This is a genomic window from Trueperella sp. HMSC08H06 (genome assembly GCF_001808465.1).
GTDB classification, from domain to species: domain Bacteria; phylum Actinomycetota; class Actinomycetes; order Actinomycetales; family Actinomycetaceae; genus Trueperella; species Trueperella bernardiae.
Window position 1 is genome coordinate 1 of record NZ_KV793345.1, and the last position, 26,045, is coordinate 26,045.

Annotated in this window: 28 protein-coding genes and 2 tRNA genes; 6 read left to right on the forward strand and 24 right to left on the reverse strand. The window is 62.4% G+C overall.

The genetic code is table 11. The features are described 5' to 3' along the window. Positions 1 to 246 precede the first annotated feature (246 nt). Entirely contained in the window at positions 247 to 606 is a 360-nt protein-coding gene (locus tag HMPREF3174_RS03485) for a hypothetical protein (RefSeq protein ID WP_068539229.1), read from the forward strand. A gap of 304 nt (positions 607 to 910) precedes the next feature. On the opposite strand, the gene HMPREF3174_RS03490 is transcribed toward HMPREF3174_RS03485, so the two are convergent. Beyond that, positions 911 to 984 (reverse strand) — tRNA-Gly (locus tag HMPREF3174_RS03490). A gap of 138 nt (positions 985 to 1,122) precedes the next feature. Here HMPREF3174_RS03490 and HMPREF3174_RS03495 point away from each other — a divergent pair. The 5 genes from HMPREF3174_RS03495 (at position 1,123) to HMPREF3174_RS03515 (ending at position 3,636) form a co-directional block, all read left to right on the forward strand. Next, positions 1,123 to 1,196 (forward strand) — tRNA-Pro (locus HMPREF3174_RS03495). 245 nt (positions 1,197 to 1,441) lie between these two features. Next, the gene (locus tag HMPREF3174_RS03500; protein WP_070447904.1) at positions 1,442 to 1,831 is read left to right on the forward strand and encodes a hypothetical protein; all 390 of its coding nucleotides are present in this window, start codon (positions 1,442 to 1,444) and stop codon (positions 1,829 to 1,831) included. After that, entirely contained in the window at positions 1,828 to 2,166 is a 339-nt protein-coding gene (locus HMPREF3174_RS03505) for a hypothetical protein (protein ID WP_070447906.1), read from the forward strand. The genes HMPREF3174_RS03500 and HMPREF3174_RS03505 overlap by 4 nt, the downstream gene beginning before the upstream one ends. 254 nt (positions 2,167 to 2,420) lie before the next feature. After that, complete coding sequence (locus tag HMPREF3174_RS03510; RefSeq protein WP_070447907.1) at positions 2,421 to 3,281, forward strand: hypothetical protein; 861 nt, start codon at positions 2,421 to 2,423, stop codon at positions 3,279 to 3,281. A gap of 61 nt (positions 3,282 to 3,342) precedes the next feature. Next, positions 3,343 to 3,636, forward strand: a complete 294-nt coding sequence (locus tag HMPREF3174_RS03515; RefSeq protein ID WP_070447909.1) for a helix-turn-helix domain-containing protein — start codon at positions 3,343 to 3,345, stop codon at positions 3,634 to 3,636. Positions 3,637 to 3,738: 102 nt separating this feature from the next. Here HMPREF3174_RS03515 and HMPREF3174_RS03520 read toward each other — a convergent pair whose 3' ends face one another. From HMPREF3174_RS03520 to HMPREF3174_RS03625, 23 genes are all read right to left on the reverse strand, one after another. Further along, complete coding sequence (locus HMPREF3174_RS03520) at positions 3,739 to 4,077, reverse strand: hypothetical protein (RefSeq protein ID WP_070447911.1); 339 nt, start codon at positions 4,075 to 4,077, stop codon at positions 3,739 to 3,741. A gap of 22 nt (positions 4,078 to 4,099) precedes the next feature. Further along, positions 4,100 to 4,363 carry a phage holin gene (locus HMPREF3174_RS03525; protein ID WP_070447913.1) on the reverse strand — a complete coding sequence of 88 codons (264 nt, stop codon included), beginning with the start codon at positions 4,361 to 4,363 and terminating at the stop codon, positions 4,100 to 4,102. A 10-nt stretch (positions 4,364 to 4,373) separates the two neighbouring features. Next, on the reverse strand, positions 4,374 to 5,438 hold the full coding sequence (locus HMPREF3174_RS03530) for an N-acetylmuramoyl-L-alanine amidase (RefSeq protein WP_070447914.1): 1,065 nt from the start codon (positions 5,436 to 5,438) through the stop codon (positions 4,374 to 4,376). A 15-nt stretch (positions 5,439 to 5,453) separates the two neighbouring features. Beyond that, entirely contained in the window at positions 5,454 to 5,939 is a 486-nt protein-coding gene (locus HMPREF3174_RS03535) for a carbohydrate-binding protein (protein ID WP_070447916.1), read from the reverse strand. Positions 5,940 to 5,948: 9 nt separating this feature from the next. Beyond that, positions 5,949 to 9,905: a hypothetical protein gene (locus HMPREF3174_RS03540; protein ID WP_070447919.1), complete on the reverse strand. Its 3,957-nt coding sequence runs from the start codon at positions 9,903 to 9,905 to the stop codon at positions 5,949 to 5,951. Further along, on the reverse strand, positions 9,893 to 10,711 hold the full coding sequence (locus HMPREF3174_RS03545) for a hypothetical protein (RefSeq protein ID WP_070447921.1): 819 nt from the start codon (positions 10,709 to 10,711) through the stop codon (positions 9,893 to 9,895). Before HMPREF3174_RS03545 ends, HMPREF3174_RS03540 begins: the two co-directional genes overlap by 13 nt. An 11-nt stretch (positions 10,712 to 10,722) precedes the next feature. Continuing rightward, positions 10,723 to 14,019, reverse strand: coding sequence for a tape measure protein (locus HMPREF3174_RS03550; RefSeq protein ID WP_070447923.1), 3,297 nt, complete (start codon positions 14,017 to 14,019; stop codon positions 10,723 to 10,725). Positions 14,020 to 14,027: 8 nt separating this feature from the next. Then, positions 14,028 to 14,327 carry a hypothetical protein gene (locus HMPREF3174_RS03555; protein ID WP_070447925.1) on the reverse strand — a complete coding sequence of 100 codons (300 nt, stop codon included), beginning with the start codon at positions 14,325 to 14,327 and terminating at the stop codon, positions 14,028 to 14,030. Between the two features lie 83 nt (positions 14,328 to 14,410). Further along, on the reverse strand, positions 14,411 to 14,767 hold the full coding sequence (locus HMPREF3174_RS03560) for a hypothetical protein (protein ID WP_070447927.1): 357 nt from the start codon (positions 14,765 to 14,767) through the stop codon (positions 14,411 to 14,413). Between the two features lie 65 nt (positions 14,768 to 14,832). Beyond that, positions 14,833 to 15,408 (reverse strand): hypothetical protein, encoded by a 576-nt coding sequence (locus HMPREF3174_RS03565; RefSeq protein WP_070447929.1) that lies wholly within the window; start codon positions 15,406 to 15,408, stop codon positions 14,833 to 14,835. A gap of 56 nt (positions 15,409 to 15,464) precedes the next feature. Then, positions 15,465 to 15,884, reverse strand: coding sequence for a hypothetical protein (locus HMPREF3174_RS03570; protein WP_070447931.1), 420 nt, complete (start codon positions 15,882 to 15,884; stop codon positions 15,465 to 15,467). After that, on the reverse strand, positions 15,885 to 16,160 hold the full coding sequence (locus tag HMPREF3174_RS03575) for an HK97 gp10 family phage protein (RefSeq protein WP_070447933.1): 276 nt from the start codon (positions 16,158 to 16,160) through the stop codon (positions 15,885 to 15,887). Further along, the gene (locus tag HMPREF3174_RS03580; protein WP_148132156.1) at positions 16,157 to 16,534 is read right to left on the reverse strand and encodes a hypothetical protein; all 378 of its coding nucleotides are present in this window, start codon (positions 16,532 to 16,534) and stop codon (positions 16,157 to 16,159) included. Before HMPREF3174_RS03580 ends, HMPREF3174_RS03575 begins: the two co-directional genes overlap by 4 nt. Continuing rightward, entirely contained in the window at positions 16,531 to 17,049 is a 519-nt protein-coding gene (locus HMPREF3174_RS03585) for a hypothetical protein (RefSeq protein WP_070447936.1), read from the reverse strand. Before HMPREF3174_RS03585 ends, HMPREF3174_RS03580 begins: the two co-directional genes overlap by 4 nt. A gap of 15 nt (positions 17,050 to 17,064) precedes the next feature. Beyond that, positions 17,065 to 17,289 carry a hypothetical protein gene (locus tag HMPREF3174_RS03590; protein WP_070447938.1) on the reverse strand — a complete coding sequence of 75 codons (225 nt, stop codon included), beginning with the start codon at positions 17,287 to 17,289 and terminating at the stop codon, positions 17,065 to 17,067. Between the two features lie 3 nt (positions 17,290 to 17,292). Further along, positions 17,293 to 18,510, reverse strand: coding sequence for a phage major capsid protein (locus tag HMPREF3174_RS03595; RefSeq protein ID WP_070447940.1), 1,218 nt, complete (start codon positions 18,508 to 18,510; stop codon positions 17,293 to 17,295). Positions 18,511 to 18,535: 25 nt separating this feature from the next. Next, on the reverse strand, positions 18,536 to 19,726 hold the full coding sequence (locus HMPREF3174_RS08950; protein WP_083297672.1) for an HK97 family phage prohead protease: 1,191 nt from the start codon (positions 19,724 to 19,726) through the stop codon (positions 18,536 to 18,538). Beyond that, on the reverse strand, positions 19,723 to 20,991 hold the full coding sequence (locus HMPREF3174_RS03605; RefSeq protein ID WP_070447942.1) for a phage portal protein: 1,269 nt from the start codon (positions 20,989 to 20,991) through the stop codon (positions 19,723 to 19,725). Before HMPREF3174_RS03605 ends, HMPREF3174_RS08950 begins: the two co-directional genes overlap by 4 nt. A gap of 9 nt (positions 20,992 to 21,000) precedes the next feature. Beyond that, positions 21,001 to 22,578 (reverse strand): hypothetical protein, encoded by a 1,578-nt coding sequence (locus HMPREF3174_RS03610; RefSeq protein WP_070447944.1) that lies wholly within the window; start codon positions 22,576 to 22,578, stop codon positions 21,001 to 21,003. Positions 22,579 to 22,597: 19 nt separating this feature from the next. Next, positions 22,598 to 23,209 (reverse strand): terminase small subunit, encoded by a 612-nt coding sequence (locus HMPREF3174_RS03615; protein ID WP_070447946.1) that lies wholly within the window; start codon positions 23,207 to 23,209, stop codon positions 22,598 to 22,600. A 3-nt stretch (positions 23,210 to 23,212) separates the two neighbouring features. Continuing rightward, complete coding sequence (locus HMPREF3174_RS03620; RefSeq protein WP_210382924.1) at positions 23,213 to 24,481, reverse strand: DNA methyltransferase; 1,269 nt, start codon at positions 24,479 to 24,481, stop codon at positions 23,213 to 23,215. A 139-nt stretch (positions 24,482 to 24,620) separates the two neighbouring features. Further along, positions 24,621 to 24,941: an HNH endonuclease gene (locus HMPREF3174_RS08955; protein WP_148132157.1), complete on the reverse strand. Its 321-nt coding sequence runs from the start codon at positions 24,939 to 24,941 to the stop codon at positions 24,621 to 24,623. Between the two features lie 132 nt (positions 24,942 to 25,073). Next, positions 25,074 to 25,772 carry a MerR family transcriptional regulator gene (locus HMPREF3174_RS03625; RefSeq protein ID WP_168160556.1) on the reverse strand — a complete coding sequence of 233 codons (699 nt, stop codon included), beginning with the start codon at positions 25,770 to 25,772 and terminating at the stop codon, positions 25,074 to 25,076. Positions 25,773 to 26,045 lie beyond the last annotated feature (273 nt).

Genomic DNA, 26,045 nt, shown 5'->3' on the forward strand with positions numbered 1-26,045 from the left:
CAAGAAAACACGGTCAACACTTAAACCGAGCGGGCCTAATTCTTAGGCCACTCCAGATCCTCCACCAGACGAACAATCTGCTCTTTCGCTTCCTAATCAAATCCCTTCGACATAATCCAGATTCTCCCATCCACTCAAACAGAAGAAAACCTGGGACACTTCACCACACCCCGTTTAAAGCGAACGACACGAAACAGCACCATACATTTAGCACCAGACACCTACAGCTTGTGTCACACTGAATATATGAACGACAACACAGCAGAATCGAACTACACGCCAGAGCAGCAGGCGAGCCTTGCACGGCTCAACGTAGCCCAAGACAATCTGATGAAATCCCGCGCCTCCTATGAGAAAGCATGCGAAGGGCTCCAATCCATCAAAGCGTTCAACGAAACCATGAAACCGCTCATGGACTACTACGACAACGGATGGCTAGCCGACGTCAACACCACCTCGTCGATCTACGAACGACCAGAAGCCGCAGGCGAAGATGAAATCTGGAACATGCACGGTGGCCAATACGAACTTATGCGCGAACTACTTGCAATCTCCTCGCAATTCTTCGTACACGTCCCAGGCGAAGATAACGAGTCTGATCACTGACTAGCCACCACGCCGACCACATGTCAGCCGCCTATAGCAATGCCCAACAAGAGCGATGGCGGAGTCACCACCAAGGTGAAGTGCCCCAGATTTTCTTCCGTTTGAGTAGGTGGGAAAACCTGGGGCACTTCAGCGAACGTCACCTGCCATCCGTTAGCGAGTTAAACCTCGAAACCCTACTCGAACAGGGAAAAAACGATACTAGGTAACGCAAAACCCAAACCCGCTAGCGCAAGCGATTTTTCACACCCCCTAAGCGATACTCGCTAGCGTAAAAGGGTACTTATCAAATCCGACGTCTAAGTGGAGCGAGTGACGGGAATCGAACCCGCGTCATCTGCTTGGAAGGCAGAGGCTTTACCATTAAGCTACACTCGCGTATCACCATAAGTGACCCGTTGATCTTAGCAAGCCCGCCAAGTTTCTCAAAAGCTTCACCCCGTGAGATGATGCTCATCGGGGCTGATTCGTCTAACACGGCCAGCTCCTTTAAGATTGACGAAGGCCATTCGGCTACGGGCTATAGCGCAGGTTGGTAGCGCGTCCGCTTTGGGAGCGGAAGGTCGTGGGTTCAAATCCCGCTAGCCCGACTACCAGAAAACCGTGGCACATCAACGAAAAGTGAGCGTGCTGCGACTTTCAATCATCGGGCAAAACGGGCCTTGCCCCTCATCTTGCCCCTCATTTGCCCCACTATAAGATTCTGCCCCGCTATAAGATCGCGAGCGCAGCAATCGCCTCTCCCCGCTTGGCATGTCCCACAACGGGACATAGGATAGGGGTAAAGGAACGGCACGAGGCCGAACCGGACGGAACATACCGAGGGAGAAAAATCATGGCCGGGTACAACTGGGAAAAGGGCAAGTCCAACAATGCCGTATGGGCGGAAGATGACGGCATGCTGCCCAAGTCGAAAATCACCGCCATGTGGCTGCGCGAAGGCGGAGTGCAGGAAAACGTCGGCTTCATCAAGTGGCTGATCGGGCACGGCCTCATCGGCTGGGACGAGTGGCACCACACCTCGAAATTCTACAACCGCACCTACTACTACAACGTGGCCACGATCCGCGAAAAGCTTGAGACCCTCCACAACCTCGACCAGTGGCGCGCAACCTACCGCAACCCTGCCACGCGCGATCTCCACACCCTCACGATCATGCAGATGATCGCAACTCACATGGAAGAAGAAAACAAGCAAGCAGCCAAGAGTAAGGAGATCGCATGAATGGGGCAGAGCTTTTCATCAAGCGCACCGCGATGGGCTTGGAGGTAGAGCACGCCGCGAGCGTGCTCGGCATTAACCGCCGCACCTTGCAGCGATGGGAGACCGGGCAAAATGTTGTCCCGCCCGATATCCAGATCCTCATGGAGGAGCACTGGCAGGAGTGGATCGAAACGCTCGACAACCTACTCGCCGAGACTGACAGCCTCGCCGACCCTGGCCAGCCTATCCACCTCATCGCGTACCGGGATAGCCAGCTCGCAGCAAAGAACGCCGCGCTCGCGGTACTGCTCGAGATGGCTGATCGCGGGTTTACGGCTGAGTGGACTGCGGGATAGGAATAAGGGGGCGGCACCCTGCGATCGGGTGCCGCCCCCATTGTTTTGCCCCCGCTTTCGCGGGGAAGGCCGTCGCCGGCGTCCATAAATGGAAGTACCCCCGCTAGCGCGGGGAATGAGTCCAGCATAGCAGGCGCAAACACCCCGCGTAGTGTGTTGCGCTTCACGCTTGACATGTCCCGCGAGGGGACATAGAATAGGGGTACAGGCAAGGAGCAGCAAGGCTCATTGCAGGATCAGAAAAGGATCAGAAAATGACTCTCACCATGATTTCCACCCTCGACCAGTTGACCACCGGCGCCCTGCAGACCTTCGACCTCGACCCCTACGGCGAGCTGAACCTCACCCACGCGCAACGCGAGGCCATGAACGACGAGGGCGCGGCCCTCATGATCACCCACGCCGAGGAGATCCTCCAGGCCGCTTTCCCCGAGGCCGGGATCACGATCAACGGCATCGGCGAGATCTGCGCTGACATCGACGCCGACATCGACGAGGCGGCGTGGGAGGACGCGATCGACGAGATCAAGCTCGGCCCCGACTACGACCACATCATCGACCGCTACATGGGCATTTCGGACGATAACGACGATGCTGGCATCGACGTCGAGGCAGAAGACGACGCGGCAGCGGAAGCAGCGCTGACCGACCAGGAGCGCTTCAACCGGTGGGCCGAGAGGAACACCTACAAGCCGTTCCTCACGAGTGCACAGTTCCAGGAGATCACGTTGGCTGACCCCGAGCGGGCGCTCTTCCTCACGGGCCAGATCGAGGGTGTGGCGGCTGAGGATGCCCGGCTGGCCTACCTCGAGCACGCGAATAGCAAGAACCTGGTGTGGCTCGCTTTCCAGGCGATGGATGACGCGGCCGCAGGGGTAGAGCAGTTTTCCACGCCCGAGCTGACCGCCAAGCGCCAGGAGAAGGCCCGCCGCCAGGAGCTTAAGGATCTCTTCCTCATGACCCACGGCCAGCTGCAGCCGAAGGCCGAGCAGTGGCGGGATGCGAAGGCCAAGAAGGCTGAGCTTGAGGCCCGCCAGGCGTGCTTGCTCGCCGAGCTTGAGAAGGCCGAGCAGCAACTCGCCAACCTCGACGAGGAGCTGACCGGAATCTTCTAACACAAACCGCAGGGGCCGGGGACACAATACCCCGGCCCCGCCCTATTGAAAGGATGAACTCATGCTTATCCCTCGACTCACGGGCTCTTTCCTCCGCAAATTCCGTGCAGCACTCGGCCTCTCCCAAACCGACATGGCCCTCCTCTTCGGCATCAACCAAACCTCCTACCTGCGGTGGGAGAAGGGGACCCACCCGGTGCCGCCCGGCATCCACGCCGAGGTCGAGCAGCTCTACCGCGACTTCTTGAGCGATGTGGCCGCGCTGCGCCGAGGTCATCCAATCGAGGCCGATGCCCCATGGCGGGAGGTCGCCATGTTTTGGGCCATGCAATCCGAACTGGAGCCAAATATGTAGTGTGTTGCACTATCGACCAGTACATCGAACTCGCCGACTGCTAGCAAAAAAGCCCCGCCCACCCCTTACCGCGAGCGCGGTGGGGTGGGCGGGGGCTTCGTGTTAGGCGGGTGGGTTCATCTCGGGTGGGGGCGGCGGCTTGCCATCGGAGATGTGCTGGCGCAGCACGGCGGTGTAGGCACGGAGCTGGCGGACGGTTTCATCCGCGGTGGCTACCCGGCTTTCGAGGCCTTCTACACGAGTCGATAGCTCCCTGACCTGGGCGGTGAGCCTGTCGTTTAGCTTGGTGTAGGTTTCAATCGCGGCCCGGACGACATCGAGCTCGTGGGAGTGGCGATCCTTCATGATGGTGACAAAGAGGCCGGCGACTCCGACCGCGGCGCCGATCACGGCTACCCACATCGCTTCGGTGAGATTGATTGCCGCGATCGGGTCAGGCATGGCAGTAATGAGCGCGGTCAGATTAGTGGATGTCATCTGGCCCCGCCCATTCCGTGTCTGCCGGCTCCTCCCCTACCTCCTCGCCCGGGTCGGGGTTGGGGTTTCGGGTGGGGCGGTAGACGACAGCCGTGCCCGAGGCAATCATGCCCATGATAGCTGCAGCCAGCTGCGCCCACCGATCGATCTGGCCCTCCTCGAGCAACCCATACGCGCCGAGAAGAGAGAGCACCGCGAGCGCGATGCCGTAGATCCAGGTGCGTACTTCGGGGGTGAGAATGCGGTTCATGAGGCGCCTCCTATTTCGTGGCCATGGGGTGGGTGGGGATGGATAGCATGCGGCAGAATGCGGCGCCGGGTTCGCCGTCATTGACGGGGCGGGCGCTACGCCCGTAGATCGCCTTCACGGCCGCAGTGTAGGTGCCGCTGAAGTTGTCGGCGATGGTTGCGCGCACAAGCCGGTCCACATATGCGCCGTAGTCGCCATCGACCTTGGTGGCCCCCATGCGGCCGGCCGTCTTCCACCGATTCACTGCCGACTGCAGCACCTTGACCCACTCGAAGTGGCGCTGAGTCAGATCGCCCCAGTTCCCATCGATGAGCAGGCCGGGGAAATAGCGCTGATTCGTTTGGTAGGCGAGTACCGCGGCGCCGGTCATGGAGCCGGCCTGCCCATCGATCAGCCCGGTGTAGAACCCAGCCTCGGCCAGCTGCCGCTGCACGGTCTTCACATCGAGATGGGCGGCGATCGGTGTGCCGCTCGTGGCCGGCGGCGCGGGTGTGGCCTGTGGTGCCGGGGCTGTGGTGGTACTGGAAAGGCGGGAGATAATCGCGGGGATCTGGGCAACACGGCCCGGGCCGGGGCAGATTTTCCCCACCGCACCTGACCACAGTTCGCCGCCGGTTTGAGAGACCCGGCGAAGCTTTTGCCAGCTGGACCCCGGCACGCCAAGGGCGTGATAGCCGATGCCCTTCTCGGTGCTCTTCGAGCTGGTCATCTGGCGGGCCGGGAAGGGGTAGATGGTGCGAATCCAGCGCAGCACGGCCACGATCGCATCCACCTGCGCTGGGTCCCACGTACCGCTCCCCATGCCCTGGGTTTCGATCGAGATCATGCGGGCATCGGAATCAACGCCCGCCCAGGAGATCAGATTGATCGGCAGGTACTGCTCGACCACGCCAGAGCGGCGAATATAGAAATGGGATGAAGCACGGGCGGCGGGGTTATTGAACCAGCCCTGCAGCGAGGCGGCCTCAGAGGCCGCCACGTGCAGCACCACCCCGTCAGTCCGCTTGCGAGTCGCATTCGTGAAATTGCGGGTCAGCGGCTTACGCACCGCCCCCGGATACCAGTAAGACACCATTTCTTCCTCCTTAGGTTAGATCTTGCTGAAAAGGGCAGGAACTGCCTGTGGCTCCCACCCGACCTGCGCCGTATGGGCCTGCACCACCCGATAAACTGAGCCCTGATAGCTCACAAGATCACCGGCTACCATGGCCAGCCCGGGCACCCACTCCGGGGCACCTTCACGCTCACCATCAGGCTCATTCGTAGGAGCAACACCGATGCGCTCCCACGCCCCCGCCACACTCTGAGGCGGCCACACATTCACCGCCAGCTGGGACTCCCATAGGCCCCCATCCCACACCACAGTGTCGCCTCGCGTGTACGCATCGTGAGCACCCACCGGCTGGACATACGGCCGGGCGGGCCGGGGGCGAGTACCATCCTCAAGCTGTATCTTCTTCACAGCCTCAATGATCTGCTTCTCGACCAGGGCCTCATTCTGACGCCGATCCTGCTCCACCCGCACCGCATTCGCCAGCTGTGCCAGCTCCGAATCAGACAACTCAGCCACATCCATGATTGCTCCTTACTTCGTGTATGTGATTTCGAGCCGCACATTCTTCAAAAACGTGCCATAGAACTGCGAGCTCGTCGACCAGCCCGCGAGCGCGATGCCCCGCGCGCTACCATTCCTCAACCAATCGCCCACCCCAGTCGGCAAGGTCACCCACTTCGCCTGACCCCGCGAAAACGCCTCATCCTTCCAATGAGTCAAGCTCGGGGCCGAATACGGCGCGCTCGCGGCGTTGTGTGTGCCGATGCGGGCGGTCATGCCGGAGTAGGCGTGGGTGTGGGCGTTGGCGAGGTAGAGGCGGACTTGGTTTATAGTCGCGCCGGAGAGCACGGAGCGGATGCTTGCGTCATTGAAAAAAATCAGGCTCTTCCACTCGCCCGAGTAGTAGCCGGCTGGGAGATTGCCGGAGGTGTGTCCAAGCTTCCCTGATCCACGGTAGATTTCAGATCCGGCCATCCCCCATGAGGCGGTGCTCGTGATTTTCGTGGGTGATGAGCCACTATCGGAGGTGGCTTCGGGTCGGATCCACGGGTAGGTCGGGGTGCGGTTGAAGGCGGGGCCAAGATCCTCGATCCAGAATCGCATGCCTTGCCCAATAGTGAAACTGGATCCCGCGGCGTTCCGGGCCGTCCAGGAGATCAGGGCGTGGCCATCGGATGACCAATTTACGTCGCGGGTATCGACGATATCGACAAAATTGACGGTCTCCCAGTAGTAGCCAGATGTCTGATAGAGCACGGAGCCGTGTATTCTCCATGCCGCCTGGTCATAGTGGGCGGATGTATTCGACACTACCTGCATATGAATGCCGGAGCTGATTGTGTTGCTGGCGGTGTTTGATTGGATGCCGGCTCTTGCCGTTATCCGCCAAAACCGCGGCTGATTCGGCCGAGTCACCGGAATGTGAGCAATTCGCGATGTGTAGCTCGCATTCTGGATCGTAAATAGCCCGTTAATGTTTTCCGCGAAGTACACGATGCCCTTCGGGAGCCGCTCGAGGATATCCGCGAGCTCTTCACCCTGATACGTGAGCGACTGCGCCGCATTCACGCTGATGGCGGAGAGCGATCCGTCGGAGGAGACCGCGAACCTCGCCTGGTTATCTTGGTAGAAGGCGAGCGCATTCTCGGCGCCGACTTCAAGGTTGAGCACATCGAGGCCGCCGGGGCCGACCATCCCGATTTTGGTGGGAGTGAACTCGCTGCCGCCCTTCTCCGGGTCGGCTACCACGTTCATCATGCGGGCGGTAACTTTGCCAGCATTGGCTTCATTGACCCAGAATCGGTCAATGACAGCTTTGGAGAATTGGGCGTTGCCTGTGACGGTGAGTTTATGGACGTCGAGGGCGGAGATAGCGGCCGAGGTGATCGGGGAGGGTTTCCACGCCGCCCCATCCCACGTAGCTTCACCAATGAGATTCCCAGACCCATCCACCCACCGCCACAGATCCCCAGCCACCTTCCCCGGCGTCGACGCCGCCCACTTCTGACGCGAGACCGTGATGGAATTCTTGCCATTTGCGGAGGCTTGCACCGTGGTGATCTTCGAATCCAGCAGCTTCTGAGCTGCAGCCAACTCGGCACGTGCAGCCGCGAGCGCGGCATCGGCTTTGGATTTGGCGTCGGCTGCGGCGGCCTGCTCGGCGGCTGCTTGGGCTGCTTGGGCTGCAGCTTCGGCTGCTTCCTGAGCGGCGGCCTGGGCGGCGTCGGCCTTCGCCTGAGCATCCTGAGCGGCGGCGTCGATCGCGGCTTGCTCAGCCGCGTCGGCCGCGGCCTGGGCGGCGAATTCTGCCGCCTGTTCGGCGGCGGCCTTCGCGGCGTCGGCCTTCGCCTGAGCATCCTGAGCGGCTTGGGCGAGAGCTTCGGCCTTCGCGGCGTCGGCCTTCGCCTGAGCATCAGCGGCCGCGGCTTGGCGGGCGGCGTCAGCTGCGGCCTCGGCTGCAGCTTCGACGTCGGCCAGGTCCGGTTTTTCCTCTGCGAGCGCGTAGGCGGCGTTTGCGCGCTCTTCGGCGGCTTGGGCTGCTGCTTGGGCGGCTTGGGTGCGTTCATCGATGGGGCCGTACTCGGCGAGTGCTCGGTCGGCCGCGGCCTGGGCGTCGATGGCAGCATTGTGCGCGTCTTGGGCTTTCGCGGTGAGTTCGGCGAGCTGGTCGGCGGTGCCTTCGAGCTGGTCGGTGATGGTGGAGCGTACCTGGACTTCATTGGCGGGGCCGGGGTCAGATTTGCCGCTGAGGTGGTCGATAGCCGTGGCCCGGTAGAAGCGGGTTTGGCCGATGTACTTATTGCGGTCAATGGTGGCTTGGCGGCCGGTGGTTTCGGTGAGCGGCACCCACGGCCCATTGGCGGAGGGGGCTTCTTCGATGAGAAGGCGAGAGAAGTGGCGGGGCGGGGTGTAGGGGGTGCCTCCTGGGCCGGGATCGAGCAGACCATCCCAATAGAGCGAGACGATCCCGTATTCGGAGCTGCCGGTGAGCCGGGTGGGCGGGTCGAGCCGGTCGAGGGGGTAGGCGGTGCGAATAGAGAGCGAGGTCGGGGCAGAGCGCTGCCCATCATTATCGGCCGCGGTCACCGTGGCTGTGACCACTTGGTCGGGGGCGAGGTCGGAGACGGTGCCGGTGGTTTCGGTGGTGGTGATGGTGCGGCCGGCCATCTCGAGGCGGTATTCGGCAATCTGGGTCGCCGAGCCGCGAATATCGTGAGTGACCGCACCCCAGGAGGCGCGAACCAGGGACCGGGCGAGAGGCCCATCCCAGTAGCCCTCGGTGTGCAATGTGAGGCCTTCGACTGGCTTCGGGGGTGCAGCCTTGAGGCCTTCCGGGGTGGTCGAAGTGCCGGCATCGCCGGAGGCACCATTGACGATGCCCTTGGTGCGCTTGGCGATGCGGATCATGGAATCCGTGAAGCGATCATTGAGGGTGAGCATGGTCTCCAGGCCATCGGAGCCGAAGGAGAGCGCCACTTGGGCGACGCGCATTGGCTCGAACTCGCCGGCCACATTTCGGGCGTAGATTCGCTCGCCTGGGCGGAAATCTACGAAGGGACGCGGCGCCTCCACACTGGCGGGCGCTGCCCACGTGTACTCCACGCGCTGCCGGGCACCCTCCGCGAGCGCGCCGGTCACGAGCTGGCGGGCGGTGACCTCGTCACGCCCTCCGCCCTGGGTAATGACCTTCATGGTTTTGCCCCAGGGGGTGGGGGTGCCTTCATTCTCGAAGCGCCAGGTATCGCGCTCTCCCACGAGGAAGCCTGTGTGTGCCAGGCCTGAGAGGGAGGTGCGCACGGGGGCCTCTTTCACGGTTTCTGGCAGGTAAACGGCGAGCGGGTCGGGGTTGGTCACGTTCGTGACGTGCAGTGCCCGGCCCTTCATGTGCCAGTCGCACTGGCCTTGCTGGGCGAGGTTATCGAGGATGGTCAGGAGCGAGAGGCCAGGTTCGTAGTAGATGGTGACGCGGCGCGCCCAGGCGGCGCCCGCGGAGTCGGTGGTCTTTGTGAAGGCGAGAGAAAGGCCGGGCACGAGGCCCGGTTCGAGGCCGCGGGCTTCAGCAAGCACCGTGGTCAGGATCTCCCCCACGGTGGCGGAAAGGAATTTACGCTTGCCTTCAGTGTCATACTGGGCGGGCTGCCCGAATTTCTGCGGGATCCCCACCACACCATCGAGGAGGGTCGCATAGCCGGGCGCTGTGATCGAAAGCTTCCCAGCACCACGGTCAGCCCGATCAGTGGAGGTCTCCATCATGCAGTAGCGTGCCCCTGCCGGCTCTACCCATGCCGCCCCATCCCAGATTTCGAGGGCACACTCGCCCGGCTCGGCAAGCAGCTCGGCGCCAGGGGCCGCGAGCGCGTGGTCGAGTTTGAAGGCCGAGACGTCGTTCCATGGGATGGATGCCGACCACGAGGTGGGTTTGCTGAGGCGGCCGCGGAGCTCGCCGTCGGGGTTGTATATGGTGATGCGGGCGGTTACAGATACCATTTGTGCCCCCTAACGACGAGATGGGTGGATGAGGCGTTGGTGAGCGCAGTTTGGATGATGAGCTCGGTTCCGGTGGTGGTGGCGGTTGGCCAGAACTCGGGTGGGCCGTCCGGGCCGTACTCGGCGATCTTGGCCTGCGCAGGTGGTGTCCACTGGCTGGTTGAGGTGGAGGTCCAGAAGCTGGTGGTGGATGGGCTGATGTAGAGGTAGGTGCCGCGGCTCACGCTGGTCGCTGCGTGAATCCACTGGCCGGTGGTGGGGTCGGTGAGGCGGGCCGCGGTCAGTGGCCCCGAAAGCCGGATCACGGCGTCGCGGGCCGGGCCGGTCACGCCAGCGAAATTCGGGATCGTGATCTGGGTGGTGGCCTGGATTTGGGCAGAGATGAATGCTGCTTGGCTTGCCCAGAACGGGTCTAGATCAAGGCTAAAGGCGAGTGTTGCTCCCGTCCTGGTTCGGTTCATGGAGATCTCGGAGGCGGAGGCATTCAGGATCTTGGCTTGGCGGCGATCGCCCACGTTCGGTGCGAGCACGAGGTGCTCTGCATTGGCGAGCGCCAAGCCGAGCAGTTGGGCGGTGGCGAGCACGTGATCATGAGTTGGGCCGCCGGGGCGGTTGGGGATCCACATACCCAGAGTGATCGGGCGGGTTGGTGCAGCACCCCGCACTCGTGCAGCGCCCGCCATGAAAGGCACCGTGACCAGCTTGTGCTCGGAAAGCGAAAGGCTAGGCAACTCGGTATCGGTGGTGAGGCGCCACCGGCCCTGCGGGTCATCGAGCGGGAAATCATCTAGGTAGAAAGTCGTCATCTTCTTCCTCCTTAGATCAGGGCATCGACGCCGGCCGCGACTCGGGCAAGCTCACGGGATAGCGAGGTCGAGGATGGCTCGGCCTGCGGGTTGTAAATGCCGCCGATATTGAACACAACACCGGCCCCGCCGTGGTTAGCCGTTTCGGGCTGCACGGCCGCCCCAGGTTGTGCTCCCGAGCCGGACGACGCAAGCCCGGTCATAGACCCGTCCACGGTCAGAGCATTCGACGCTGCCTGTGCGAGATCACGCGCAGCAGCCTGAGCCTCGGGAATCTTGCCTCGGATACCAGCCGCGAGCGCAGGTGGGATGGATTGGCCGGAGTATTTGACCCATCCGCGGCCGGAGAATGGGCCGCGTTTTGCGGGTGAGAAGGGGAAGAAAGAGCGGATTCGGCTCATGCCGTTTCTGACGGCGTTGATTGCGCTGGAGAAGGCGCTGGTGATTCCTCGGACGAAGCCGGAGATGAGGGAGCGGCCGGAATTGATCAGGAGGTTGCCGAGGTTTCCGAGGGCGCCGAGCACTCGGCCGGGTAGTGAGCGGACGGTGGATACAACGGAACTCAAACCGCTGCTGACGCCGGACTTGATACCTTCCCAGGCCGGGCCGACGACATTACGGACGGTGGTCCAGGCGGTATTCCACCCGCTCTTAACTGCGGTCATGCCGGTGGAGACCGTGGAGGAGACGGCGGTGATCGCGGTGGAGGCTTTGCTCTTGATGCCTTCCCAGGCGGTGGAGGCGAAGTCCTTGACGGTGGTCCAGGCAGTGTTCCACCCGGTCTTGACGCCTTCCATGACGGTGGAGACCGTGGTGGAGACGGCGGTGATCGCGGTGGAGACCACGGACTTGATACCTTCCCAGACCGTGGAGGCCACGGACTTGATACCTTCCCAGGCAGCAGACCACACGGCCTTGATGATCTCAACCCCGGCCGAGATGGTGGCCTTGATGATCTCGATCGCGCCGGTCACGATCGCGCCCATCGTCTCCCACACCCCGGAAAAGATGCCCTTAATGCCTTCCCATGCTGCGCTCCAATCACCGGAGATCACCGCGAGGACGGTGTCGATAATCGCAGTGATCGTGTCGAGGGCGGGGCCAATGATGCCAATGATCGCATTGAGCACGCCCTCCACGATAGGCAGAAGTTTTTCAATGGTCGGGATGACGAGATCCGTGACAATACCGGCCAATGTGGTGTAAGCCTGGCCGAGGGTTTCGAGGAGTGGGATCAGGGAGGGAAGGATATTGGCTGCTGCATCAGTGAAGATGGATATCAGCTCTTCCACGATCGGGATTAGCGCGTCAATGACCGGGGCGAGCGCATCGCCCACCGTGCTCATAAGATCCGCGAGCGCGCTGCCCACCGAATCGAGGACGGGCTGAAGTTTGGTGAAGGCACCCTGGAGGGCCTTGCTGACGCTTTCGGCGAGCCGTCCCAGGGAATTACGCAGCGGTTCGGAGGAGGCGAGGAGAGCGCCGAGGAGTCCGATGGCCAGGCCGACGGGGCCGGTCAGCCCGGTAAAGAGCCTACCCACGAGCGGAAGCTTTGTCAGTAGCGGGGCGAGGGCACCGGCGGCGATTGGGCCAAGCGCGGTCAGCTGCTTGGTCAGATCCCCGGTGAAATTCATGGCCTTGAGGCGCTCGATGAAGCCGGCGATGGAATTGGAGATTTTCCCGATGGCGGCCTGTACTTTCGCGGCCGCTGCCGTGATGTTCTCGGGGCCGATTGCCTGAATGATGGTCGCCCCGCCCTTTGCCAGGGCGGTCTTCACATTTTCGAAAGCGGTCGCAATACCGGCCGTGGCATCCTTGGCCTGAGCTTCGAGGGAGGCGAAGCCCGCGAGCCCGTTCTTGTTCAGGTCGAGGATGGCGGCGTTAAAATCGTCGAAGCTGAGCGTGCCATCCTGCATCGCCTGATACAGATCTTGGGAATTGGCGGTCGTGCCGAGGAGTGCTTGGCTGATCTGATTGAGCTGACCGGGCATGACCTCCTGCAGGGTCCGCCAAGCCATCATATCGACCTTGCCCACGGCCAGCATCTGCGTGTATTGCTCCATGCCGCGCGCGGCTTCTGCCGAGCCCTTGCCACCAGCGAGGAATGCGTTGTTCAGGGCGATTGCCAGGTCGGAGGCTTCATCGAGCGAACTGGTCAGCGGCGCGAGCCGCTGTGTGGTGGAGGCAATGTCATCGAGGCGGGTGGGCAGGCCCTGAATCCCATTGGAAAGCTTCTCGATCGAGCGCGAAGCATCCTCAGTCGAATATCCAAGATTCTTCATGACCTTCGGGAAATTATTCAACGTGTCGACTCGGGAGATCGCGCTCGAGAGGGACTTAGCGAAAGCGCCGGCGATGATGCCAGCTGCGACCAGCGCGCTTTGGCCGATCGCTTTGAACGCCCCGCCCACGTGCGAAAGAATCGCCTTGCCTGTAGATGCAGCCCTCGAGGCCACCCCCCGCAGCGAGGGGCCGATCGTGGTCGAGATCGCCGAGCTCACGGCCGTGAACGCGGAGCGGAACGGTGCCACGACTCTGCCCGCTACTGGGCTAACCGCCGTCGCAATCGATCCCAGGTGACGTCCCGCGGACTGGGCGAAGCCCTGGAAAGCAGACGTGGCCGGGCCAAAGGCCCCACTCCACCCGGACTTAAACGACGCCAACGTGCGCTGCCCAAAAGAGGACATCTGCGACTGGGCCCGCATGGCCGACGCCGCGAGCGCGGATTGTGCGGAGGCAAGGCGTTGGGAGGCAGCGGTGAGGGTTTCCCCGGCGGTGGCGGCGCGGCGCTTGGCGGAGGCGAGCTGTTCTTCGGCGCTGGTGACGGAGGCCGCGGTGCGGGCGACCTTGGTGCGGGCGTTTTCGAGCTGGCGTTCTGCTGCCTGGGCCTTGGCCGAGTTCGCACCGTACTTGGTGCGGGCGGAGGCGGCATTGGTTTCAGCGCGAGCCAGGGCGGAGGCGGCATTCGCGGATGCAGTTTGGGCGGCGGCGAGGCGGGCCTCTGCGGTGCGGACTTTGCCTGCTGCGTCTTGCTGGGCTAGGCGTGCTTTATTGAGGGCTTGGGAGGCGGAGGCTACTTCGCTTTTGAGCTTTTTGACTCCGGGGGTGGCCAGGTCTGTGCGGCCGAAGGCGGATCGGAAGCCGGCCCCTACCTTGGCTCCGGTTTCTTCACCGGCTCGGCCGAAGGCGCGTGAGAAGCGGGAGCGGGAGTCGCGGGCGGCGGCGTCGAACTCTTGGCCAATCTTCTTCCTGATGCCTTTCATCACGGGGAAGATCGCGATGTGGCCGGTGCCCACCTGCTTCGACATGTGGCCTCCTAGGCGAAAATGATCGTTTGGTCGAGAATGGCCTCCGCAGCCGCGAGCTCCTGTTCGTCCGGTTCCGGTGCGCGGGCGGCGTCCGTGTCGGATTCGTTGGATTGGATTGTCGCGATGGGGATGAAGGATTTCATGGGCTCGCCCGCGAATCGGGTCAGGGCCACCATGAGGGCCAGGTCGGCGTTAGAGGTGGGGCTGGTCAGGCCATTGATAGCGGCGCCGAGGTAGGTGGCAGGATCGGCCGCGGCGCAGGTGGCCAGGTCGATTGCTTCGCGCAGCTCGATCTGGCCAGCCCACACCGCACCGATTGATGTGTGGAAGGTGGCTCGGAAGGTGGCCGCTAGGGCCGCGCCGTGTTCGTGCCGCAGCCTGAGCAGCCAGGTTATTCCCCCAGTGCCACTCCGGTGATCTGCCCGATCAGATCGAAGTACACCATGGCGATCTTCGCCACGAGGGCGAGCGAGCAATCCTGCAAAAGGGCCGAGGTGTCCTTCTGGCCCACGTTATCCAGAAGCTGCATGAGTAGTGCTGCTTCGCCCCGCTGCTCGAGTTCAGCGACCTGGAGCATATCGCGGGCGGTCACGCTCAGTGGAAGCTTGGCGATCTTTTTCGAAGGAAGCTCTACGATGAGATCCTCGGCGTCGATGAGATACCGAAAAGAAGTCTGGGTTTCGGCGATGCGGGCAATCGCAGCCGAAGCAGCTTCTTCATCCCAGGAATCGAAATCATATTTGGTCAATGTGGCTCCTTATGAATGAGGTGGCGGGCACGATCGTGCCCGCCACCTGTGTCTACTGGTTACGGTTAGGCGGCGAGGCCGTCGGGACGGATGACCCACTCGCGGAAATAGCCGCCGACCTTCTCCGAGTACACCCACTCGAAGGTTGTGTTGCGGCCATTGACCTCGCCGCGCGTCTCCTGGTCTTTCTCTACGGCCGAGATACGCGCCATGCCATTGAGACGACGCTGCCAACCATTCTTATACTGGGTGACGACCAGCAGCGGGAAGATCGCGTCCGGGGTTGCCGCGTCAACAACGATCATCCCGTTCTCATCGGCCTTCTTGCCCGTGGTCAGGCGACGCACGTGCTCATTCATCTCCGCCAGGTTGATAGTAATCGTCAGGGTTCCCTGCCCCGCGGCCTTGAATCCATCCTGGAAGAATTCAATCGAGTCACCGGTTTCGGCCGACTCCTGCGGGCCGCCATCGACCTTGAAAAGGCCAACCTTCTTATAACCCTCGGGAACCTCGAGCGGGGTTGCCTTACCCGCTACCGATTCCAAGAGAACCGGCTCCCCCTCCAGCTGAACGGCCGCGAAGCCGGTGAGCGGAATTCCGACGGCGCCCAGATTGGCGCCCGTGGTTGCATCAACAGACATTTTTTCTCCTTGATTGTGTTGAAACTTGCCCCCACCGGCTGGCAGGGAAAACGCGGCTACCAGGAGCCGACGACTGTGTACTCCACCACGAAATACACGCGCGTCACATCCTGCGGGTCAGGCACGGTGTACGGGCCATCACACCCCGAGAACTCCACCGCCACCACCGGCGAGCCAGCCGCGAGCGCGATCGTTTCGTGGTCGGTGAGGATCGCGTAGGCCAGGCGGGCGAGGGCTTTGGTGGGTTGGTCGTGTTGGCGGGTTCCGCCAAGGATGGACACTCCGCAGGTGCGGGTGTAGGTGATCTCAGTTTTTCCGGGGCCGCCGTCTTCGCGGATCACGATCAGCGGCTTCGATAGTGGCGCCGAAAGCTGGGCGGGTTCCTTGTTGGAGACGGTGGCGGCGATCTTGCGGGCGGCGAGCTGGGCGCGAAGGAAGGTGGTCAGCCACAGTTCGAGGTCGGGTGGCGTGATCATTTAGGCTCCCTTCAGGGCGCGGGTGAGGTTACCGGTCTTGGATTCGACGAGGAGTGTTTTCCAATCGGTGCCCACGACGAGGTAGACATCTCGGGTGGCTGCACCGATTTTCTTGATTTGCAGGCCTTTCCTATAGGCGCCGGTGTCAACCGGAGCGGTTGCCTTCGCTCGGGCAAGGACCTTTTCGGCAGCGGCCTTGGTCAGGGCGTTCACGCCGGCCGAGCGCAGAATGCGCTTGAAGTAAAAGTCGTCGAAGCGTAGCTCAGCGTATTTCATCCCAGCACCTCGGTCACGGTTGCGGCGAGGGTGGGCTGCCAGCCGGTAAATGGGTTGCGGTCGGTGGTGGGGAATCCGATCACGCGCCAACGCCGCCCACCAGCTTCGAGGAGGTCGCCAAGGTGGACGTCAGCAGCCGGGTTGGGTATCACGATCGTTGCCGGCGTGGTGATCTGAGCCCGGTTAGCTTCATCTGCCATGGCCCCAAATCCCGAATCGATATATCCATCCACAGTGCCAGCCTTTTCAATCTCGCCGGTCGTGATCGTGGCCTCGGGATTGTAGGGGTCGACCGCGAGCGCGGGGCGGAGGATTGTGAAGGTGGTGAGGTGGTCCATAGCGAAGCCGGTGGTGATGAATTCGTGTGGTTTCATGCGATCCCCCGGCGCAGCGTGTAGGGGGCGAGGGCTTCCTTCTCGGTGCGCAGTAGCGGGATTGACAGGGGTGCGCCGCCGATGGAGAAGTAGGAGACGGAGGCTCCGTTGACCGATTGGGAGGCGACGGCGGGTTGGGAGGCGCCGCGGCGTGCGATGGTCATGATCATCGCGATGATATCGGGGACCTCTTCGGGGTCGTAGCCGTGTGTCATGGTGACGCGGATGGAGCCCAGCTGATCGGGGAAGTGGCGGTGGCCGGTAAGTTCGACCATGCCGCGCTGTGACCATTGGGCGGCCGTGAGCGCGTCGTGGCCGTCGAGGGTGAGTTCGGTAAGTTCGGTGAGGTGGAGGGTGGGCAGGCGTAGGAGGCGGCCGCCGTCTCCGTCGAGGGTGAGTGTGGTGGTGAGGGAGGGCGCGATGTGCCAGCCGCAATAGCGGCGAATAGTGGCTTCGGCTGCGTGCAGCCACAGCTTGGCATCGACATCTTCTTCGCCGATCATTGACTGGCGCATCGCGCCCTCCTTTTCCTACTTGGTTTTGGCCGGCCGGGCCTTGTTTGCCGGGGCGGTCTTGGCCTTGGCCTCAACCTCGGTAGCTTCCACCTCATCCGCTCCTTCCACCTCGACCTCCGCCTCGACGGTGGGGGTGATCGGTGCGGGCGCCTCGATCTTTGTCAGGTGGGGCGGGACGTGCCGGTAGCCATCGGCGTACTGGAAGACCAGGCCGGTCGTGGGATCAAGATAGCGGGCCATGTGTCAGCCGCCGATCTTGATCTTGCAGAACGCCCCGGGCCACTTGACCTCGAGGGCGGCGCGGGTCTTGGCGCGGATCGCGATCAGATCCTTGGTGAAGTAATCCGCATGCGAATCCGAGCTTGCGAGCTGGAGGCCGTTCTTGCGGAAGATCACCGCGGACTTGAACGCACCCACCAGGAGCGTGCCCTTCGGCACGGCCGTGGTCTGCACCGTGGGCATATTCCAAAGCGGCGGATCGGACGGGGTCTGACCATTGCCGTAGGCGCCCGTGAACGGGCCACCCGCGTAATACTGGCCGTTCGAGTCGCGCTTGAGGCGCAGCTCGTTGTAATCCTGCGGGTTAATCACGACGCCATCGGCGCGCCACATCGAGCCGGTGGCGGTCAGGATGTTGGTCTGGGCGGTGGCGATCTTGTCGGCCAGATCATCGGCGGTGGCTTCCAGGGAGAGGATGCCATCGCGGTTGAGGAGCCCCTTCAGGTTCGATCCCTCGCCATCACCGGAGAGGATCTGATCCTCCTCCGCGATCTGCAGCAGTCGGATCAGCTGCTGGTTAATCTGCGTCTGGAGGTAGGGGGCGTCCTCGGCCATGGTGTCGGAGATACCAGTCCAGGCCGCGATCTCGGCCAGGGACTCCGTGACCCACGAGGGGGCCGGGAAGTGTACCTGCGGCTTGGCGCCACCCTCGGCGACGGTGGCCGCGTTGCCCTCGACCGCCCCGTAGATCGGGTAGCGGATCGAGGAGCCCGAAAGGGTGCCCGCCGCCATGAGATCAGCGATCGTTAGCGGGCGGGAGGCGGGGAATACCGCTGCCCGGTCGATGTCGGTGATGTAAGGGCCGTAGCCGCCCTCGGGGCCACCGATCAGGGAAAGGTCGGTGTTGGCCTTGAATTCGGGGGCGAAGAATGGGCGCTTCTCGGCGAGGACGACGCCGGCGGCCTTGGCCGACTTCACGAAATGCTCGCCGATGGACTTCGCCGGCGTCTCATCGTCAGTGGAGGAGGCGGAGGTAGAGCCATCCTCCAGGGCGCCGAGTCGGTCGAGGACGGAGGCCTTCTCGGAGGCATCGGCAATCTTGGCGTCGAGCGCGTCGATGTCGGAAATGAGACCCTTCACCGCGTTCACCTCCTCGTCGGTCAGGGTTTCGCCGGCCTTGATCCGGGCCTTGTAAGCTGCCGCCTTTTCTGCGAGGGCGGCGCGCTCGGTCTTGAGACTCATGAGAACCTTCTTTCATTTTTCTGGCCTAGACTCCGGCCAGGGTGAGGCTGATTAGGAGATCGAGGGAGCCGGAAGCGGGCGGGTTAGGCTCCCCAGCGGACTGCCCCTCCTGGGCAGTTGGCTGGTCGGCGGCACCGATGGCGGCGGTTCCTTCTTTTACCGGGCCGGGTTCGGCCAGGCAAGCTTTAATGGTGGTGGCGGCTTCGTCGAGCGTGTCGAGCACGCCCGCCAGTCGTTCGGCGTTGGTATCCGATAGGGGCCGGGTTTTAGCCGATGCTGCGAGGACTTCGGCAGCGGCTTTCACGGCGAGCACCTCCGTGTTTTGATTCGCGCCAATTGGCACGAGCGAAATCTCGTAGATCTTCAGCTCACGCAGCTCGGTGGCCTTCGTGCCATCATCGAGGGTGACCATGCCTGCGTCGATAACATCGAAGGCGAAGGACAGCTGGGTTAGGCGCCGGCCCTTGATGAGCCGGTAGATCTGGGCGCCCTTGGGAAGGTCGAGGTCGAGGCGGCCGTGGATTTTCAAGCCGCGCTCATCAACCTCAGCCCTGACGACTTCGCCGACAAAAAAATCTGGATCGTCCATGCGGTGCCCGAAGAGCACCGGGATCACATTCCCCGAATCTTCCCACTCCTTGAGGGTGGTATCGAACGCGCCCCGGGCGACGACATCGCCGTAAGAGTCGGGTTCGCGGTCGAAGGTGGAGGCGTAGGCGATGAACTCGCCCTCGGCGAGATCCCCGGCCTTGATATCCGCCGAGGCGGTTTTGATTCGCATCGCACTATTTCCTTTCTTGGGAGTTTCGATCCATGCCTCCGGGATCACCGGAGGGTTGTCATACCAGGACCGGATCAGATCTTCAGTCGGTTCGGGGCGATCATCGGCACGGGCCTGGGCGAGTGCAGCCTCAAGGCCGGGGTCGATCACGATGAAGCGTGCACCGCCGGCACCCCACCGCTCGATCGAGGGCTTGGCCGGGTTGGATTGAATGATCCACGCATCCGTATCGATCCCTTCGAAGATCCTCCCGATCGCTGCCTTGCGAGCGGCGAAGGTGACTTCCTTAATCGGTCGCGGGGCTTGGTGAGGCACGCCAGAGCCAAGCGCCTGCGCCAGGTGATCGAAATCCACCACCACATCGCCAGGCTTTTTGTGTTTCTGGATGTACGTCGTCTTGCCCGCGGCCGGCGGGCCACACACAATCCTGATCATTGCCCATCCCTCTCATTTTCAACCGCGAGCGCTGGGGCTTCCCCGGATTGGGGTGAGGCTTGGCCGCCTTTGATGACGTTGAGGGGGACGACGAGGTCGTCGCCGCCGTCGACGGCGGGGAGGTTGCGGCGGGCGCGGGCCTCGTTGACGGTCATCCAGGGGGCGCCGGTGGCGGTGGAGAAGATCGCGGCTTGCTCTTCGAAGTTGCCGGCGAGTTTGGCCTCGATATTGAATTCGGCGTACTCGACCGATTCTGGGTCGATGCGTGGGATGAGGAAGTGGTTAATGCGGGCGGAGATCATCGTGATCACGGGGCCGAGTGATTCGGTGTAGAGCATGGAGCGGAATTCGCGCATGGCTGCGTGGGAGGAGCCGCCTTCCCCTGTGATCATTGCCGGTGAAATGTGGTAGACGGCTGCCACGGTTTGCAGGGAGAGTTTGGTGGCTTCGGCCCATTCTTCTTCTCGGGCGGAGAAGCCGATCCGGCGGATTTCCATGCCGTCTTCGAGGAGTGGGGTGGAGCCGGCGCGGGCTCCACCGGATTGGAATTGGTTCCAGTCTCGGCGGAAGCGCTCGGCGGCGGCTTCGGTCCATACGGGTGCGTCTTTGGGGCGGGAGAGGTAGGTGCCCACCCGGCCGCCGCGCTTCCAGATTTGGCGGCGGAATTGCCAGGCTTCGAGCTGCTCGACGAGGACGTCGCGCAGCGCTTCGACCGGGGTGGTGGCCATGGAGGAAAGGCCGGGGATGTAGTCGCGGAAGATGATGAATTCGCGGGCGGGGAGTTTGACCGGGGTTCCGCCCGGGGGCAGCACGTGGATCCAGGCCGGGTCCCATACGGTGCCGCCCGAGTATCCCGATACCCACGTGGGTGGGATTGGGCGGATGGTCCAGCCCGAGTCGGCGTCAGCGTCAGGGGCGAGCGCCCAAAACGCCACCCCGTACAAGGAAAGGTCGGAGACCAGATCGCGGATGAGTTCGTACTGGGTCTGGTTGGCGTTGGGTTGGCGCAGGAGGCGGGCGACGATAGAGTCACGGGAGCGGACACGGCCGTCGTTGTCGGCCCGGTTGAATACGTGCAGGCCGAGCTGGGCGACGTTGATTGCGCGGAATTCTACGACGGCCCGAAGGTGGGGCTGGGTCCGGTACATTTGGGCCGGGGAGAGCTTGCGGACCTGGTCGATCGCGCCCAGGGAGTAGTGAACATCGACGTTGCCCGCCGCCGCGGGGGTGGCGATCGCGTTGCGTATCCGATCAATAATGGACACGTGGCCTCCCTAGGTAAAAAACATCATGCCCCGCTCAGAGTAAGCCGAGGCGGCAGCGGTCGTGGGTTGGAGAGCTTCCAGCCCATAAAGGGCGAGAGTCATGGCGATGATAGGTGAGATGTCGACTGCGGAACCGGTGCGGTTCCAGGCGTCGGTCTCGCCAAATTTTTTCGTCAGGCCGCCCGAGATAGCCACGTTCACGGCCGGCTGGTCGATGAGGATCATGCCCTCTTCACGCACCCGATCTTTGATCCGGCCGGTTGCGATACCAAACCAGGATCCTTCAATCGCGTGTACGTCGAGTCCGGCCACGGTCAGCGGCTCAATGAATTCCATGGCCGGGGCGCCGCGGGCTTGGATGCACACCTCTCGGTGGCCGGAGGCCTGGGCGAGCTCGGTCATGTAGTTCTCGACCCACAGGGATCCGGGGCGGGCTTCGCGGACGGTGACGAACGGCAGCCCAGACTCAGTCATGACGGCTGCGGCCACGTAGGTGGTGGATCGGTCGGCGGAGGTGTCGATCCCCCACACGGTACGAGACCCTGGGGCGATGCTGATTTGGTCGGCTGGTTTCACGAGCTTGGCCCAATCGTGGATATCGATATAGGACTCGACCACGGCTGGCACCCACTGGCACAGCACCTCGGTGCGGAAGTCGGCATCCATCATGGTCGACTGGTCCGAGAGGCAGGCCGCGATCGTCATCGGCCCATACCCGATGGAGGGGTTGGCGGCGAGGATCGCATCGACATCGCGCGGGTCGCAATCGTCGGGTGCGGACCATACGAAGGTGCCAAGCGATGGGTCAGATTCTTCTGCCCATTCGGCCGGGGTCTTGCCTTCCTCGGCTGCAGCGTTGAACGACTCGATGAGCTTGACGCCGGCCTCGTATTGGTGCTCGAGGACGACCGACGCCGAATCGCCGGCATTCGAGATCGCCCACACCTGACCGTTAGCGATCGACTTCGAGGTCTGAGAGGCTGAGTTCCACGCCACCCAATTCTTCTGCTCGCGCAGCTCATCCATTAGCACCCGCGCAGCGGGCTTTCCACGAGTGTTGCCCGCCGCCCGAATCTCATAATGAGCCAAGCCCCTAGCGGTGATCAGCTCTTTCCCATTCGTGCGAGAAACATGAATCGTGGCTTGCTGCAGCGCGGGAATCGCGAGCGCTGCGGCGTCAGCCGATGGGGGATCAGGATCCGCCCACAGGAGCACGGATGAGTAGGGTTCGCGGGCGATGTCCAGGTTTTGGGCGGTGCCCACGATTTTGAAATCTGAGGGCTTTGTCAGTTGCGGGAATCGGTGGGAGTCGATGAAGAGCCACCAGGCTGCCAGGACGGAGGCGAAGGTGGTTTTCCCGTTTTGGCGGGCGACGAGGACGAGGACGCGCCTGTATCGGTACATCCCATTTTCGAGGATCTCCAGGGCGTGAATGGCGAGCCATTCTTGCCAGGGGTAGAGTTTGACGCCCAGGACGTCTCGGGCGAAGGCGATCAGTTCGAAGCCGCGGGTGGTCTCCGGGGTCAGGGGGCGCAGCGGGGGCATGAAGATCCGCGGCTCGGTTGAGCCTTTCCGATCCTCTGCCACTTGATCCTCCTTTCGTGGGTCAGCTGGTGCTTTCCTTCAATGCCTTCGCCCGGAATGCATCCAAAGATGACAGCTGAGCCGGGCCAGCCGATGCTTTGACTTCCTTTCTCGCATCCGGGGTTGCTCCCAGTGCGGTGAGCACATTCATCAAATGCGGCACCAAATACAGCGCCTTAGTCACTTCCTGACCGGTGCCATGGTGGATCGCGAAATCAATCTGCCGCGCCAATGCCCGGCCGGTGGCGACCACGGCCTCGTCCTTCCCGCCCGCGTCAATGTGGTCAAGACAGTCGACGGTGCGGTCGAATGCATCCAGGATCGAATCCGGTGCTGTTGCCGGATCGGAGACCATGCGGGCCCGCAACTCCGAAATCTTCAACGCCCGGTCGAGTGCAGCCATATCTCCTTTGACCGCCCGCGGATACACCGATCTGTAAAGGTCGTCGAGCCTTTCTGATTCGAGCCGGTTCAGCGTCTCGATCGTTTTCCCGCGTTCAGCGGCTTCGAGTGCGCGATTAATTGCCGCTTGTGCGGACGTCACCGAACGGAATCCTAAATTGTCGCGGATGACGGTCAGCGGGGTCGCTGCCTTGAATAGGCTGAGCGCCATATCATCCTTGTTCATCGCCATGGGTTACTCCTCGAAGATGAGCGGCTCACCGCCCCGGGTGGGTGTGCGGCCGGTGTGGGCTGCCCACCGTTTGACGATGACGTCGGCATAGACGGGATCGAGTTCGACGAGGTAGGCGCGCATCGAGAGGCGATAGGCGGCGATCAGGGTGGAGCCCGATCCACCGAAAACGTCGAGCACCAGCCCCCCCCTGGGGCACGAGTTTACCAGCATCGCCTCGATCAGCTCGACCGGCTTCATAGTCGGGTGCTCACCATTGCGCTTAGGTTTTGCCACGTTGAACACCGTGGTCTGCTTGTGATCGCCATACCATCGTTCACCACCGCGGCCGAGGCGTCCTTTACCGCCCTCGGTAAAGCCATACAAGACAGGCTCATGGTCGGGAATGTAGCCGAAAAGAATAGGCTCGTGCTTGTAATGGTAATCAGATCGACCAAGCACCATATGGTTCTTCACCCAGATCAGGTTCTGACGGAAAACCATTCCCGCTGAGGCCATGGATTCCTCGAAAAGGATCCTCTCGGCGTCAGGGTGCGCGATATACACCGGGGCACCAGGGCACGCACACGCAACCATCGTCTTAAACGCTGCCGGAATCAAATCGGGAAGATCTCCGGCACCATCATTGGCGATCGTCAACGCATCCGCAGTCTTGCCAACGTAAGAGACCCCATAAGGCGGATCAGTCCACACACAATCAGCAAGGCCCGGCGCGTTAGCACGCACCGCCTCCAGATCTGTCGCATCCCCCACGAAGAGGCGCGAACCGCCAAGATCGATCACATCCCCGGCCTGGCACACAGTCCGTGCTGCTTCTGGAGCCTGCGGAACATCATCCGGATCCGTCAACGAGACCGGTTCGTCAATGCCGAGAAGCGCATCAAGGTCAGCATCGGAAAAACCTACCGATTCGAGGTCATCAACCTGCGAGAGCAGCTCCGCGAGCACATCTTCATCATAGGTGCCAAGATCAGCGAGCCGATTATCGGCAAGAACAATCTCGCGAGCGCTCTCATCGTCTACATCAACCACTGAGGCGTGAATTTCTGTCCAGCCGAGTTGCTTGGCGGCCATCCAGGTGTGGTTACCAGCGAGTATTTCGAAGGGGCGCCCTGTATGGGTGCCTTTGTTGACAACAATGGGGCGGTATTGGCCGCGCTTCTTCAGTGAGGCCGCGATCAGATCCACGTCACCGCGGCGCGGGTTGCGATGGTATGAGATCACCTCACCGATGGGGAAGGATCTGGTCTCGATAACACTGAGCTGACTCAACTTCTCACCTCACGATCCGAAAACGGGGTCTCTCGCGCGCGATGGGGTATCAATTCCAAGAGGGAGAGGCCTAAGGCCACCTGGGGAGTGGGCCGCGAAGGGGTTGGCCAGGAATTGACCGCCCCTCCCCCACGGGCGTTTACCACCAGTCAGCCACAACGTTGCTGCCAAGTCCAAGGCTTGGGGTGCGGTTGCCGCGCCGGTTGTTGCACTCGCGGTGTGCGTGGCGAAAGTTCGCCGGGTCATCCTGCAGATCCGGGTGTGTCGATACCGGGTAGTAGTGATCGAGCTCGTGTGAGTCAGGCGTCGTCCCGGGCGGTGCTTCGTAGTCAATACTGGCCAGGCATAGCCAGCACACGGCCAGGGCGCGTTCGTCTGGGTCAGCGCTGGCGGCTTGGGTTTTGCCTTCGAGGTAGAAAGCTGTGCGTGCTTTTTTGAAGGCCCGGCTTGAGGTGCGCATCTCGCCTCCAGATATGAACTGGTGGCCTCCCAGGATTTCAGGTCGTGGAAGGCCACCAGATATGGGAACTGCTGGCTCGGGTACACTGAACACAGTGCTCCACTGACAAGAGTACACTTAAGCAAAGCCATTTCAAATTCGTTCCTTCCCGGGCGTGTCGCGGTGGGCACAGTCGTAGACCTCGCCGAGGTGCACTTTCCCTGCGAATGCTTCGAGGTGGCCGCGGCGTACCCATTGGCGAATCGTGGCCGGATCGAGGTCGAGCAACTCGGCGGCGAGGCGGATAGTCACGGGAGGGTTGGCGTTGATCAAGTGCAGCAGTCCGAGGGCGTCGACTTCATCCAGGGTCAGACTGCGGGCGCACTCGGTACAGTACAGGGCACCCGAGGACGATTCGACGAGGAGCGTCATGGTCTCTGGGTGGGCGGGGCAAATCCGGTTATAGCCTGATGGGCGGTGGTCGATGGTGGCGGCATGAGCGGCGTGGATCAATTGCAGTGGCTCTTTCATCGGGAAGTGGTGGGCGGCCCATTCCAGGCGGCGGCGCAGGTAGAGCAGCGCGGCAAGCCTCCGGTCTCCACTGGTGTGAGCCGGATCGAATCCCCACTCATAGGCCAGGCCCTCGAGGCGCTCCCCGATCGAGGCCAGCAGCTCGGCACGCACCAGCGCGGTCTCTACGGGTGAGCGGGTGGCGTGCGCTGCCGGGGCGAGCTCGGCCGGCACGCCGCGCAGCCCGAGCGTGGTTTGCATCCTCGCCGGTAAATCCTCACGCCACATGATCAGCTCCTCCAGCTGCTGGTTGGCAATTGCCAACCGCGAAGGATCATTCACCACCCCAATTCACCACCAGACACTACATATGGGACTGAATATAATCACTCATACTACAGATTGTGGTTTGTGCTCGGCCGGCATCATGCGTGTAGCGCACCGCTCATATAAGCGCAGCTTCGAACGATCCAGGCAAGGCCTGAACTACGTTGTCAGCAAGGCGCAGCCGAACACACCACTTTCCGCTCACCCGATCCTTGTAGACCGTTGCATGACGCTGGACTCCATCCGCAGCCAGCGCCCGAATCCGATCGCGCCGATCCGCGGGCGCGG